Source organism: Kitasatospora sp. NPDC059571, assembly GCF_042735675.1.
Classification (GTDB): domain Bacteria; phylum Actinomycetota; class Actinomycetes; order Streptomycetales; family Streptomycetaceae; genus Kitasatospora.
Map to the genome: position 1 here is coordinate 1,557 of NZ_JBHWBW010000168.1, position 13,171 is coordinate 14,727.

Annotated in this window: 11 protein-coding genes and 1 pseudogene; 8 read left to right on the forward strand and 4 right to left on the reverse strand. The window is 76.2% G+C overall.

The genetic code is table 11. The features are described from left to right. The 5 genes from ACFV0G_RS19800 to ACFV0G_RS19820 all read left to right on the forward strand — a co-directional run. Window positions 1-1,403: beta-N-acetylhexosaminidase (locus ACFV0G_RS19800; protein WP_380549109.1), on the forward strand; the 1,403-nt coding region annotated here is incomplete at its 5' end. Window positions 1,404-1,501: 98 nt separating this feature from the next. Next, on the forward strand, window positions 1,502-2,944 hold the full coding sequence (locus tag ACFV0G_RS19805) for a cellulose binding domain-containing protein (protein ID WP_380549111.1): 1,443 nt from the start codon (window positions 1,502-1,504) through the stop codon (window positions 2,942-2,944). A gap of 90 nt (window positions 2,945-3,034) precedes the next feature. Further along, on the forward strand, window positions 3,035-5,476 hold the full coding sequence (locus ACFV0G_RS19810) for a SpoIIE family protein phosphatase (RefSeq protein WP_380549114.1): 2,442 nt from the start codon (window positions 3,035-3,037) through the stop codon (window positions 5,474-5,476). 91 nt (window positions 5,477-5,567) lie between these two features. Beyond that, window positions 5,568-7,220: a sensor histidine kinase gene (locus ACFV0G_RS19815; protein ID WP_380549116.1), complete on the forward strand. Its 1,653-nt coding sequence runs from the start codon at window positions 5,568-5,570 to the stop codon at window positions 7,218-7,220. Between the two features lie 38 nt (window positions 7,221-7,258). After that, window positions 7,259-7,906: a response regulator gene (locus ACFV0G_RS19820; RefSeq protein ID WP_380549119.1), complete on the forward strand. Its 648-nt coding sequence runs from the start codon at window positions 7,259-7,261 to the stop codon at window positions 7,904-7,906. 70 nt (window positions 7,907-7,976) lie between these two features. Here ACFV0G_RS19820 and ACFV0G_RS19825 read toward each other — a convergent pair whose 3' ends face one another. The 3 genes from ACFV0G_RS19825 to ACFV0G_RS19835 form a co-directional block, all read right to left on the reverse strand. Beyond that, complete coding sequence (locus ACFV0G_RS19825) at window positions 7,977-8,108, reverse strand: hypothetical protein (RefSeq protein WP_380549121.1); 132 nt, start codon at window positions 8,106-8,108, stop codon at window positions 7,977-7,979. Window positions 8,109-8,249: 141 nt separating this feature from the next. Next, entirely contained in the window at window positions 8,250-9,014 is a 765-nt protein-coding gene (locus ACFV0G_RS19830) for a hypothetical protein (protein ID WP_380549123.1), read from the reverse strand. Between the two features lie 209 nt (window positions 9,015-9,223). Continuing rightward, window positions 9,224-10,078 (reverse strand): AAA family ATPase, encoded by an 855-nt coding sequence (locus tag ACFV0G_RS19835; protein WP_380549125.1) that lies wholly within the window; start codon window positions 10,076-10,078, stop codon window positions 9,224-9,226. A gap of 359 nt (window positions 10,079-10,437) precedes the next feature. Here ACFV0G_RS19835 and ACFV0G_RS19840 point away from each other — a divergent pair, with 359 nt between their 5' ends. Together ACFV0G_RS19840 and ACFV0G_RS19845 are read left to right on the forward strand one after the other, a co-directional pair. Beyond that, complete coding sequence (locus tag ACFV0G_RS19840; protein WP_380549127.1) at window positions 10,438-11,328, forward strand: RimK family alpha-L-glutamate ligase; 891 nt, start codon at window positions 10,438-10,440, stop codon at window positions 11,326-11,328. Next, window positions 11,325-12,161 carry a RimK family alpha-L-glutamate ligase gene (locus tag ACFV0G_RS19845; RefSeq protein WP_380549129.1) on the forward strand — a complete coding sequence of 279 codons (837 nt, stop codon included), beginning with the start codon at window positions 11,325-11,327 and terminating at the stop codon, window positions 12,159-12,161. The genes ACFV0G_RS19840 and ACFV0G_RS19845 overlap by 4 nt, the downstream gene beginning before the upstream one ends. 45 nt (window positions 12,162-12,206) lie before the next feature. Here the strand turns inward: ACFV0G_RS19845 and ACFV0G_RS19850 are convergent, their stop codons facing one another. Next, window positions 12,207-12,485 carry an acylphosphatase gene (locus tag ACFV0G_RS19850; RefSeq protein ID WP_380549132.1) on the reverse strand — a complete coding sequence of 93 codons (279 nt, stop codon included), beginning with the start codon at window positions 12,483-12,485 and terminating at the stop codon, window positions 12,207-12,209. A gap of 221 nt (window positions 12,486-12,706) precedes the next feature. Here ACFV0G_RS19850 and ACFV0G_RS19855 point away from each other — a divergent pair. After that, window positions 12,707-13,171, forward strand: a pseudogene (locus ACFV0G_RS19855) (FUSC family protein); the annotation flags it as partial.

Below are 13,171 nucleotides of genomic sequence, written 5' to 3' on the forward strand. Positions count from 1 at the left end.
ACCTGCTGCGCACGCTGCGGGCGCCCGCGGCGGGCCTGCCGCTGCCGCCCGCCGCGGACGGCGCCGTGCGGTTCGCCGTCGATCCGGCGGACCGGGCGCTCGGCGCCGAGGGCTACCGGCTCGCGGTCACGGCGGACGGGGTCCGGCTCACCGCCGCCGAGCCGACCGGACTGCTGCGCGGGGTCCAGACGATCCGCCAGCTGCTGCCGGCCGAGGCGCTGCTGGACCGGCCCGCGCCCGGCACCGTCTGGGAGCTGCCCTGCCTGACCGTCACCGACCGGCCGGCGCTCCCCTGGCGCGGACTGATGCTCGACGTGGCCCGGCACTTCCTGCCGGTCTCCTACCTGCGCCGCACCGCCGACCTGCTGGCGCTGCACCGGATGAACGTCCTGCACCTGCACCTCACCGACGACCAGGGCTGGCGGATGCCCGTCACGGCGTACCCGCTGCTCACCGAGGTCGGATCCGTCCGCCCGCGGTCGATGGCCGGCCGGGCGGGCAGCGGCCGATTCGACGACGTCCCGCACGGCGGCGCCTACACCGCCGCCGAACTGCGCGGCCTGGTCCGGTACGCGGCGGCGCGCGGCGTCACCGTGGTGCCCGAGATCGAGATGCCCGGCCACGCCCGGGCCGCGCTCGCCGCCCACCCCGAGCTCGGCAACGTCCCCGGCCGCCGGCTCGGGGTCTGGACGGAGTGGGGGGTGTGCGAGAACGTGCTCGGCGTCCACGACCAGGTGCTCGACTTCTGCCGCAACGTCCTCGACGAGGTCATGGACGTCTTCGACTCGCCGTACCTGCACCTCGGCGGCGACGAGTGCCCGACTCGGGAGTGGGAGGAGAGCCCCGACGCGCGGCGCCGGGCCGCCGAACTGGGCCTCGCCTCCCCGAAGGAGCTGCACGGCTGGTTCCTCGGGCAGGTCGGCGCCCACGTGCTGGACCGCGGCCGGCGCCCGGTGGTGTGGGCCGAGGACAGCTCGTCGGGGCTGCCCGCCGAGTTCACCGTGATGCCCTGGCGCGACGGCGACCACGCCCTCGCCGCCGCCCGCAGCGGCCACGACGTCATCCTCACCCCCTACCGCTCCACCTACCTCGACTACCCGCAGTCCGAGCGGCCGGACGAGCCGCTCGGGCAGGCCGGCGCCGTCGTCGACCTGGCCGCCGTGCACGACCTCGACCCGGCGCCCGCCCACTGGACGCCCGCCGAGCGCGCCCGCGTCCTCGGCGCCCAGGCTCAGCTGTGGACCGAGTTCGTGACCGGACCCGGGGACGCGGACCGCCGGCTGTACCCCCGGCTGTGCGCCCTCGCCCAGCGGGTCTGGAACCCGGACGCCGACCGCGCCGCCGACTTCGAGCCCGCGCTGCGCCGCCACCGCCCCCGGCTCGCCGCCCTCGGGCTCGGCTGACCCGCCCGCCGGGCCCGCACCGCACCTCCCGGACCGCACCACCCGTACCGCGCACCACGTCCCGCACCGCCCCCCACAGGAACAGGAAAGGGATCACCGTGTCAGGAACGCCCCGCATTCCCCGCCGGCTGCGCACCGCGCTCGCCGTCTGCACCGCCGCCGGCCTGGCCGGCACGGCGCTGCTCACCGCGCCCGCGTCGGCCGCGACGGACGCGCTCAGCGTCCAGTACCGGACCAGTGCCACCGGTGCCACCGCCGACCAGTCCGAGCCCTGGCTGGAGGTCGTCAACACCGGCACCACCACCGTCCCGCTCAGCGACCTCAAGCTGCGCTACTACTTCAAGTCGGACGGCCCGTCAGTCTCCTACCGCTTCGCCTGCTCGTGGGCGGTGAAGGGCTGCGCCAACATCACCGGCACCTTCGGGACGCTCGCCAACCCGACCGCCACCGCCGACCGCTACCTGGAGATCGGCTTCACCTCCGGCGCAGGCTCGCTCGCCCCCGGCCAGAACACCGGCGACATGCAGCTGCGCTTCTACCGCGCCGACTGGCAGACCCTGACCCAGTCCGACGACTACTCCTTCGGCGCGGCGCAGACCTCGTACGCGAACTGGTCCAAGGTCACCATCGAGCGCGGCGGCGCCCTGGTCTGGGGCACCGCCCCGGCCGGCAACGACCCGACCACGCCGCCGACCACCCCGCCCACCAGCCCGCCGCCCACCTCCACCCCGCCGACCGACCCGAACGCCCCCGCGCTGTTCGACGACTTCAGCTACACCGCGAGCAACGACGCGGCCCTCCAGCAGCACGGCTGGACGGTGAAGTCCGGCCAGGGCGGGCCCGGCGTGGCCGGCGCGACCTGGTCCCCGGCGGACATCACCTTCGCCAACTCGGTGATGAACCTGCGGCTCACCACCGACGGCACCGCGGCCGGCACCCGGGAGACCGAGCTGCAGACCACCGCGCGGAAGTTCAAGAACGGCACTTACGCGGCCCGGGTGAAGTTCGACGACACCCCGACCGGCGGCCCCGACGGCGACCACGTCAACCAGACGTTCTTCACCTTCACCCCGCTCAACGCGCCGATGGACCCGAACTACAGCGAGCAGGACTTCGAGTACCTGCCGAACGGCGGCTGGGGCGAGCCGGCGAACATCATGTACACGACCTCCTGGGAGACCTACAACCCGGACCCGTGGAACGCGGTCAACACCCACACCGAGAACCGCGCCTCCTACGACGGCTGGCACGACCTCCAGATCACCATCGACACCACCGCCATCACCTACTACATCGACGGCCAGGCCTTCGCGGTCCACGGCGAGCCGTACCTGCCCGAGACCCAGCAGTGGATCGACTTCAACCACTGGCTGATCGACCTCAGCGGCCAGACCGGCTCCACCCCGCGCTCCTACGACGAGCAGGTCGACTACGTGTACTACGTGAAGGACCAGGTGCTCACGCCGGCCCAGGTCGCCGCCAAGGTGGCCGGGTACCGCACGGCGGGCACCGCGTTCACCGACACCGTCCCCGCGGGCTGACGCCGCCGGGTTCCGCCCGGGCGTCCGGCGCCCGGGCGGAACCTTTACCTCCGGTTGACACCTGCGGACGAACCGGGCTAGAGAGAGAGAATGCGCCTGGGCGTGCCGGCCGACGGTGGACCTGCGGCGGCTGGCCGCGACCCGGAAGCCGTCGAGCGGGCCGACGCCGTCGACCAGATCCTCGCGGACGCCCTCGGCCGCGCGGTCGCGGCCACCTCCGCCTACGGGGGAATGATCTACCTCCCCTCCCGCGACCACCGCACGCTCGTCCTCAGCACCGTCGTCGGCGTACCGCTGCCCTTGCTCAGCGCCTTCCGCCGGGTCCCGGTCGCCGCACCGCTGCCCGCCGCAGAGGCCTACCGCACCGGCAGCACCGTCGTGCTGGCCGGCGCGGAGGAGACCATGCGGCGCTTTCCGCGGCTCTCCGTCGGCATGCCCTACGCGTTCGCGTTCGCCTGCGCGCCGCTCACCGCCGAGGGCATCGTCCTCGGGGTGCTGTGCATGCTCTGGCCCAGCGACGAGGCGGGCCTGCCGCACGGCGCCCGCCGCCGGCTGCGCGGCGAGGCGCACCGGCTCGCCGCCGACCTCGCCCCGTACGGCCCGTCGCTGGCCGGCACGGAGCAGCCCACCGCCGTCCAGCTGCCGCCGCCGTCCGGGCCGGCCACCCGGATCGGGGTCTTCGACTGGGACATCCCGGCCGGCAAGCTGACCGTCGACGACGACCTGTGCGCCATCCTCGGCATCGGGCCGAGCGCGTTCGACGGCCGCCCCACGACCCTGCTCGACCGGCTCGCACCCGAGGACGTCCCGCTGCTGCGCCAGGCCGTCCGGCGCACCGCCCGCGACGGCACCCCGTTCGCCCGGCAGGCCAGGGTCCGCGACGTGCGCGGCGGCCACCGCACCGTCGAGCTGCGCGGCCGCACCGTCGGCGACGGCACCCACCTCCTGGTCGTCGTCCTCGACGACTCCGCCGGATCGGCCGCCGTCGCCGCCGTGGAGCGGCTGCGCGACGGCGTCTTCGCGCTCGACTCCGAAGGCCGCGTCGGCTACGCCAACCGCACCGCCGAGATGCTGCTCCAGGCCCGCCGGGACGAACTCATCGGCCGGCACCCCTGGGACGTGCTGCCCTGGCTCGCCGACCCCGCCTACGAGGACCGCTACCGCGCGGCGATGCTCTCCCGCCAGCCCACCGCCTTCCTCGCCTGCCGGCCGCCCGACCACTGGCTGGCGTTCTCGCTGTACCCGGACGCGCACGGCGTCACCGGACGGGTGGTCGCCTCCAGCGCGCCCGGCGACGGGCCCGGCCTCCCGGAGGCCCCGCCGGCCACCCGGGCCGCCCTCGGCGCCACCTACCACCTGCTGCAGCTCGCCAGCGCCCTCACCGAGGCGGTCACCGTCCGCGAGGTCTGCGACACGGTCATCGAACAGATCCTGCCGGGCTTCGGCGGCCAGGAGATCGCGGTCTACCTCGCGCAGGCCGGCCGGATGCACCTGGTCGGCCAGAGCGGCTACCCCGACGGCTTCCTGGACCGCTTCGAGGCGACCCCGATCCGCGCCCGGCTGCCCGGCACCGAGACGCTCTCCACCGGCGCACCGCTGTTCTTCGAGTCCGCGGGGCAGCTCCAGGCCGCCTACCCGGGCATCCCGCAGGACGAGATGTGCTCCTGGGCGTTCCTGCCGCTGATCGCCTCCGGACAGCCCGTCGGCAGCTGCATCCTCGGCTTCGACCGGCCGCGGACCTTCACCGCCGAGGACCGCGTCCAGCTCACCGCGCTGGGCGGCCTGATCGCCCAGGCGCTGGAGCGGGCCCGCCTGTACGACGCGGAGTTCGCGCTGGCCCGCGGTCTGCAGCAGGCGCTGCTGCCGCACCGGCTCCCGGCCGTGCCCGGCGTGGCGATCGCCGCCCGCTACCTCCCCGGCACCCGCGGCATGGAGATCGGCGGCGACTGGTACGACGCCATCGCCACCCCGCGCGGCCTCTGCCTGGTCATCGGCGACGTCGAGGGCCACAACGTCGGCGCCGCCGCCACCATGGGCCAGCTGCGCAGCGCCGTCCGCGCCTTCGCCTCCGGCGGCAGCCCGCCCGCCGAGGTCCTGGTGCGCACCAACCACCTGCTGGTCGACCTCGATCCCGGGCTGCTCGCCAGCTGCTGCCTGATCCACCTCGACCCGGTCGAGGGCCGCGCGCACGGGGTGCGGGCCGGCCACCTGCCGCCGCTGCTGCGCCTCGCCGACGGCCCCACCTCGGTCGTCGACCTGGAGGGCGGACCGCTGCTGGGCGTGGACCGCTCCGCGCAGTACCCGACCACCCGCTTCCTGCTGCCGGCCGGCGCGGTGCTCGCGCTGTACACCGACGGCCTGGTCGAGTCGCCGACCATCTCGCTGGACGACGGCATCGACCACCTGCGGGCGGCCCTCGCCCACGACGCCCCCGGCACCCTGGACCGGCTCGCCGAACGGCTGGTGGCACGGGCCCGCCGCTCCACCCACCGCCTCGACGACATAGCCCTGCTGCTCGTCCGGCGCCGCTGAGGCGCTCCCGCCCGAAGATGCGACTTTGGTGGACACGGGTCGCGACGGAAGTGGACAGACCGGGCCTGCGCACGGTCGCTAGCCTCGGCGCGTGACATCGAACGTGAAGGACCTGATCCCGCCCGCCCCGCCGGGCGTACGGTGGCGCGCCGGGGCGTCGCTCGCGCCGCGGGTCCTGCTGCGCCGCGTGCTGCCCGGGCCGTGGCGGGGCCGCGCGGTGCTCGCCGAGGCCGTGCTCGCCCTGCTGGTGGGTGCGCTGGTCGGAGCGGTCGTGACCGGCTCCGGCGGGCCGTGGCGCGGCGCGGGCGCGGGTGCGTTCGCCGCCGTGCTCGTCCTGCTGCGCCGCGGGCTGCCCGTCCCGGTGCTGCTGCTCGCCGCGGCGGGGGCCGGCGCCGACGGCGGCTTCCTGCCGGTGCTGGTGGTGGCGGCCTGGACGGCGGGCCGGCTGGTCGAGCGTCCCGCCGTGCTCGCCGCCGCCTTCGGCACCGCCCTCGCGGTGACCGTGGGGCTCTCCCAGTGGCTGGACTCCGACGGGATCTCCCCGCTGGCCAACGCGGTGGTCTCGGTGGTCGGCTTCATGCTGCTCGCCGTGCTCCCCGCGCTGGTCGGACGGTACCGCGCGCAGCGCCGCGCGCTGCTCGACGCGCTCCGCGAACGCAACGGCCAGCTGTTGCGCGAGCGCGAGATGATCGCCCGTCAGGCCCGGCTGCGCGAGCGGCACCGCATCGCCCAGGACATGCACGACAGCCTCGGCCACCGGCTCGCCCTGATCTCGGTGCACACCGGCGCACTGGAGGTGGACCGCAGCCTGACGGACCACCAGCGGGAGGCGGTCGGCGTGCTGCGCGAGGCCGCGGCCGGGGCGATGCGCGAGCTGCGCGAGGTGGTGTTCCTGCTCCGCGAGGACACCGCGACCGAGGCCGGCGGGGTGGAGGCGGTCGAGCGGCTCGCGGCCGCCTCCCGGGCGGCGGGCGCCGACGTCACCGTGCGGCACGGCGGATCGCCCCGCCCGATCGCCGCGGCGGCCGGGCACGCCGCGTACCGGATCGTGCAGGAGGGCCTGACCAACGCGCACAAGCACGCGCCCGCCGCGCCGATCGCGGTGGCGCTGCGGTACGAGCCGGATGCCCTGCTGGTGGAGGTGGTCAACGGGCCGCCGCCGCAGTCCTCGCCGGGTGCGATCGGCGGCGGGCAGGGCCTGACCGGCCTGCGCGAGCGGGCCCGGTTGCTGGGCGGCATGGTGCACGCGGCCGCGACCCCGGACGGCGGGTTCCGGCTGGCCGGGGTGCTGCCCTACGACGGGGTCGGTCCCGCAACCGGGCTCGAACAGGCCGCCGACCTCGACCTGCTCCCGCCCGTCCCGCCCGATCCGGCGTCCCGCCGCAGCCCGGCGGTCGGCTGCGCGCTCGGTGCCGGCCTGGTGCTGCTGACCACGCTCGGCGGCCTGGCCTGGGGCGGGTTCGGCATTGTCAGGTCGGTGCACGACGCCACCCTGGAGCGGGGCACCTTCGACGCCATGCTGATCGGCACCCCGGAGGACGAGATACGCACCCGGCTGCCGCGCGGCAGCGACCTGATGACCTCCGACTACCGCTCCCTGGGGCCTCCGGTGCCGCCTGGCGCGGCCTGTGACTGGTTCATCTCGGGGGAGGGGACGGGCGTCATGGAGACGGAGACGGTGCTGCGGCTCTGCTTCCGCGACGGCCGGCTGGTCGAGAAGCAGCACTACTCTGCGAGGGGGTGACCTGCCCCGCGCACACCCGCCGGACCGGAGGCCGCACAGTGATCAAGGTTCTCGTCGCCGACGACGAGCCGCTCATCCGGGCCGGGATCAGGATGATCCTCACCTCGGCCGACGACATCACGGTGGTCGCCGAGGCCGGCGACGGCCGGCAGGCACTCGAGCTCGCCCGGGCGCACGCCGCGGACGTCGTGCTGCTGGACATCCAGATGCCGGTGATGGACGGCCTGACGGCGCTCGCCGAGCTGCCGCGCGCGGCCCCCGGTGCCCGTGCGCTGATCCTCACCACCTTCGGCGAACGCGAGAACGTCCTGCGGGCCGTCACCTCCGGCGGCGCGGGGTTCCTGCTCAAGGACACCGCCCCGGGCGAGCTGATCCAGGCCGTCCGAGCGGCGGCCGGGGGCAACGCCTTCCTCTCCCCGGCCGCCACCCGCCACCTGGTGGACAGCCTTGCCGGGGGCGGGGCGAGTGCCCGCGGCGACGAGGCACGCAGGCGGCTGGCCGTCCTGACCGAGCGTGAGCGACAGGTGGTGGAGCTGCTCGGCGAAGGCCTGTCCAACGCCGACGCGGGCGCCCGGCTGCACATGAGCGAGGGCACGGTGAAGACCTACGTCAGCCGCATCCTGGCCAAGCTGGGTTGCGACAACCGCGTCCAGGCCGCGCTGCTGGCCCGCGACGCCGCGCTCTGAGCGGCGGCACCGGCCGGCCCGCCGTACCGCTGCGGGCCCCACTGGCGGGTGCGGGGCCGCCCGGCCCGCCTCAGTGCAGGGGCGGCGCGAGCGGCCCGCCGCTGTTCAGCGCCAGCGCGATCGTCCCGGCGGTCAGCAGCACCATGACCGCCAGCAGCAGGCAGCCCCAGCCCTCCCACCGCTTCCCCCGGCACCGGTCCATCCGCAGCACCTCCCCGCCGCCCACGCCCGCCGAACGGCCCGGGCACACGTCCGCCCCCATGAGACGGGACGGTGGACGCGGCGTCAAGGTCGTGCGAGCAGTGCGGCCGGCGCACGACGGGGCCGGTGGCCGCCGGGGCGCTCAGCCCTGCGGGAGCAGTGCGAGATTCAGTTGCGCCTGCGTCCGGTCGAGCTCTCCGGTCAGCTCCGCCCGGAGCGCGGGCAGCAGGGCCAGAGCGGCGCGTGCGGCGTCGGCGGTCGGCGCCGGGTCGGCCTGCGCGGCGGCCACGGCGGCCCGCATCGGCATGGTGACGAGCGCGGTCTCCCACGCCGAGCGGTGCACCCTGGTGGAATACCGGGCGGTCAGATACTCCGACGGGGTGAGCGCCAGCCCGTCGACGTCGTCCGGACCGGCCAGCCGGTCGCTCGGCAGCAGCCAGGCCACCCCGTTGCGGGCGATCAGCTCGAAGGCCTTCGACTCGTCCGGCACCTCCCACCGTCCGGCGCCGCCGGTGGCCGCCAGCAGCAGGGCCTCCAGCATCGCGGCCTCGCGCGGATCGGCGGGCCGCTCCGGGTACGGACGGTCCGCCAGTAGCTGTTCCAGGTGGTAGCGCTGGCCCCAGCTGCCGACCCAGCGGTGCATGGCCCCGGCCCGGGTCTCGCGCAGGGCGGCCAGCGCCAGGGCACGGGTGGTCAGATCGCGGCGGACCAGCACCCCGGTGCTGTCCGGGGCGGCCCGCCGCAGGGTGCTCCGGACGGCGTCCGGGGCCGGGCCGTCGTACCAGCGCAGCGTCCAGGTGCGCCGGGCGGGGTCGTACTGCGGCTCGAACGCGGTGCGGTACTGCGCGGCGAGCCGGTCGGCCAGGCGCCGCAGCCGCGGCCCGCGATGCGGGGTGTGGGTGCGCATGGCAGCACAGTAACCAGCCCCGGCGCGGCCGCAGGTCGACGCGCGGCCCCGCTTCACCCGCCGGGCGTGCACGGCGCCAGCCCTGGGGGTGAACCGGACGTCCGGACGGCCCCGGGGTGCTCCGGCGCCCGTCCGGCGTCCGTCCGGCGGGCGGGGGCGGAGGCGGAGGCACGGGAACCGGACGGGGACCGGCTCGGGTCGGGGCGTGCTCAGACGAATTCGACGGTCCGGATCCTGCTCGCGCCCGAACGGTCCAGCAGCACCGTGGAGGCGCAGTCGCGGGCCGGTCCTTCGGTGGCCGACAGTTCCGCGTGCAGCCGGGCGGCGGCGCGGCGGTGCCGGGCGAAGGCGTGCGCCGAGACCGTCCGCCCGCGTGCCAGCTGGCCGTCCACCGCCTGGTCCGCGGTGGCGTCCAGCAGGATCAGGTGCAGTCGGCGGCCCTGCCGGGCCGCCGTCCTGGCCAGCCAGTGGCGCACCCACGGCAGCGTGCCGCAGTCGTGCACCACCAGGGGCCCGCCCCCCGCCAGTGCCCGGCGCAGCCCGCGGTAGTGGTCCAGGCGGACGAGCGGCCGGTAGAGCGCGTACGGGAGCAGCGGCAGCCGCTCCTCGTACCGCTCGCGCACGAGCTGGGAGTCGACGAGCGGGGCCCGGGCGCACCGGCTCATCAGGGTGGACTTCCCGCTGCCGGGCAGGCCGGTGACGGCCACCAGGTCCTCGGCCGGGTAGCGGAGCACGGTCGGGACCGGCCGGTGGCGCAGGTCGTGCAGCCCGTCGGGGTTCAGCACCCCGCCCTGGAACGGCACCCCGGCCTGGAGCGGCTGGTTGCCCTGAGGCGGCACCCCGCCCTGGAGCGGCACGCCGGCCCGCAGGGCGGCTGCTGCGGCAGAGGAGGCGGCACACGGCTCGGTCCGCCGCCGCCGCCCGCCGGCTCGGCCGCCGGCTGGCTCGTCGGTGGGCCCGGCTGCGGTCCCGGCGGCGGCCTCGGACGGTCGGCCCGGCCGTGGCCCGGGCAGCTCGCTCCGGCCGTCCTCGACGGCGGGCCGGGTTCCGGTGGTCTCGTGCACCGCCCCCTCCTTCCGGTACCCGATGCCCCGGCCCGTTCGGGCAAGGGTTCCTCAAGAGAGGGTAATCGGATCATCCGTCGAGGTGGCCGGCCGTGTCGGGCCGTGACCGGGCCGTGGCCCACCGGGACGCGACGGGGACGGAGCGGTGACATCCCGCCCGAGCAGGCCCGCTGACGCTCCGTCGACGTTCGGCGCCCGGTGCGGCGGCAGTCGCTCCGTGGGCGAACCCCTCCGGCGTCGTGACCCGGTTGTAGCCGTTCGGGGACGACTTGGGTGATCTTGCCCGGGTGGTTCGTGGCATCCTGGTGCGCTACGGACGAGCCGTAGGGAGAGACGGCGGGGGGACGGGAGTCGTGCGGATGAGGTTCTGCTTCCTGGTCGAGGAGCACTACCGGAACGACGGCATGCCGCTCGACGTGGTGCGCCAGCTGTCGGAGTGGGGCCATCACGTCGACGTCGTGCGTCCGGGCGGGTCGCTGCTCGACCTCAACCGCCTGGTGCAGGCGGGGGACCACGACGCCTGGGTGCTGAAGACCGTCTCCGGAGGTCCGGGGCTCGGGCTGCTGGAGGCCGCGGCCACCGTCGGCCTCACCACGGTGAACGACGCCCGCGCCATCCGGCCGGTCCGCGACAAGGCGCAGGCCGCGGTGATCGCCGCCCACCGCGGGCTCCCGGTGCCCGCGACCTGGGCGGCCGCCCGCTGGGAGGACTTCGGCCGGATACCCGACGTGCACTACCCGCTGGTGGTCAAGCCTGCCGACGGCAGCTCGGGCCGCGCCGTCCACCTGGTCGAGCGCCCCGAGAACCTCGCCCTGCTCGGCGCCGAACTCGGCGGCGAGGGACTGCTGATCGCCCAGCCGTACGTGCCCAACGGCGGTCTCGACCTCAAGGTGTACAGCGCCGGCGGCGAGCTGTTCGCGACCGAGCGCACCTCCCCGCTGCACCCGCACCACCCGCACCGCGAGCGCCCGGTCACCCTGGCGCCCGAGGTAGCGGCCGTCGCGGCCCAGGTCGGCGAGGTCTTCGGCCTCGACCTCTACGGCGTGGACATCCTGGTGGGCCCGGACGGGCCGGTGGTCGTGGACGTCAACGACTTCCCGAGCTTCCGGCAGGTGCCGCAGGCGGTCGCCAAGGTCGCCCGCGCGGTCCTGCGGCTGGCCCGTACCGGGTCGTCCTGGCCCTCCGTGGCGGCCGTGCCCGCGCAGCCGCCCGCCCGGAGCCTGCCGGCCGCCGTCGGCGGCGCGGCATGAGCGTGCCGCGCCGCACCGTCACCCTCCTCACCGCCGCCGCGGACCACCCCCTGCTCGCCGCGACCGCCGCCCTGCTGCGCGCGGAAGGCCACCGGGTCGAGGCGCTGCACCCGGCCGCGGCCGGGCCGCCCGCGGAGCGGCCGGACGTCTGCCTGCTCAAGGCCCGCACTCCGCAGGCCCTCGCGCTGGCCGGCCGGCTCGCCGGCGACGGTGTGCCGGTGGTCAACTCCGTGGAGGCCACGGCGTTCTGCCAGGACCGGCTGCAGATGGCGGAGTTCGCCCGGGCGGTCGGACTGCCCTTCGCCCGCACCCGGGCGGCGGACCTGGCCGAGCTCGCCGACCGGCCGTTCACCGACCCGCTGGTGGTCAAGAGCCGGCACAGCCGCCGACAGGACCTGGTCGCCGCGGTGACCTCGGCCGAACGGATGCGGGAGCTGGCCGATGCCTGGCCGGGCGAGCCCGTGGTGGTGCAGGCCCTCGCACCCAACGACGGCTGGGACCACAAGCTCTGGGTGGTCGACGGCCGGATCTTCGCCGAACGCCGGCGCTCCGAGCTGGCCGCTCCGGCCGCCGACGGCCCGGCGGGTGCCCGCCGCCCGCTGCCGGTCGCCGAACTCCCCGCCGAGTGGCTCGAACTCACCCTCGCCACCGGCGAACTGTTCGGCCTGGACGTGTACGGCGTCGACATCCTGGCGGTCGAGGGCGCGCCGCTGATCGTCGACATCAACGCCTTCCCCGGGATCCGCGGCCAGGCGGGCGCCCCGGAGGCCCTCGCCCGGCTCGCCCTGGCCACCGCGGCCGGCGCCGTCACCACGGCGACCAAGGACGCCTGAGGGCCGGGCGTCGGGCCCGGCAGCGGCCGGCGGCGGTCCGGGCGGCTACCAGTCGGTGCCGCGGACCTCGAAGCCGGAGAGGCCCTCCGGCTGCTCCTCGGTGACGTGCCGCTGCTCGACCACCGCCCGGCTCGGACCGCGGCCGCACCACTCGACCAGCCGCCCCACGGCGTCCGGCGCGCCCTCGAACACCGCCTCGACGCGGCCGTCCGGCAGGTTCCGCACCCACCCGGCCAGGCCGGCCGCCGTCGCCTCGCGTCGGCAGGTGTCCCGGAAGAACACCCCCTGGACGACACCCGACACCACCACGCGCTTACGGATCATGCCTGCCAGGTATACCCGAACCGGCCCCCGCCGCACCGCAGCAGCACGCTGCGCTCCGCCAGCGCGCCCCCCGGCCTCCCGCCTCGCCCCTGCGTCCGCCCTGGTCGGCCACCCCGGACGGGCCTTTGGCCCGGACCGACACCCGGGCGTAACCGGGGCGCAGCAACCGCGACAAGCGCCCGCCCTAGGCTGGTGCACAGCACCCCGGACCGAGGAGGACCGTGCCCCGACGACCGACTGCCGCACCCGGTTGGCTGGCCCATCCGCTCCGCTTCCAGCGCGGACCGGTGCCCTGGCCGGCGGTGGTCCGCGGGGCGTTCGGCATGGGGCCGGTCCTCGCGGCCGGGCTGGCCGCCGGCCACACCCGGGGCGCGGTGCTCGCCGGGCTCGGCGCGATGTTCGCGGGGATCAACGACCGGCCCGGGACGCGGCGCAGCGCGGCGACGGCCATCGCGGCGCCCGCCCTCGCCGGGGCCCTCGGCCTGCTGCTCGGACAGGCCGGCGGGTGGTGGGCGGTGCCGCTGCTCGCCCTGGTGGGCCTGGTCTCCGGCGCCGTCAGCGTGGCCGGGCCGGTCTGGTCGCTGGCCGGGCTGCAACTCCTCGTCCTGACCGCGGTCGGCAGCGGCATGGCGTCCCCCGACCCGCCCCCGGGCGGCGCGCGCGCGCGCGCGGGCGCGCGCGGCCGG

What these genes read in the sequence shown, in the direction of transcription:
- ACFV0G_RS19840 (WP_380549127.1), top strand. Translation starts at nt 10,438, where the DNA reads ATGAGGTTCTGCTTCCTGGTCGAGGAGCACTACCGGAACGACGGCATG.
- ACFV0G_RS19810 (WP_380549114.1), top strand. Translation starts at nt 3,035, where the DNA reads ATGCGCCTGGGCGTGCCGGCCGACGGTGGACCTGCGGCGGCTGGCCGC.
- ACFV0G_RS19825 (WP_380549121.1), bottom strand. Translation starts at nt 8,108, where the DNA reads ATGGACCGGTGCCGGGGGAAGCGGTGGGAGGGCTGGGGCTGCCTGCTG.
- ACFV0G_RS19830 (WP_380549123.1), bottom strand. Translation starts at nt 9,014, where the DNA reads ATGCGCACCCACACCCCGCATCGCGGGCCGCGGCTGCGGCGCCTGGCC.
- ACFV0G_RS19850 (WP_380549132.1), bottom strand. Translation starts at nt 12,485, where the DNA reads ATGATCCGTAAGCGCGTGGTGGTGTCGGGTGTCGTCCAGGGGGTGTTC.
- ACFV0G_RS19845 (WP_380549129.1), top strand. Translation starts at nt 11,325, where the DNA reads ATGAGCGTGCCGCGCCGCACCGTCACCCTCCTCACCGCCGCCGCGGAC.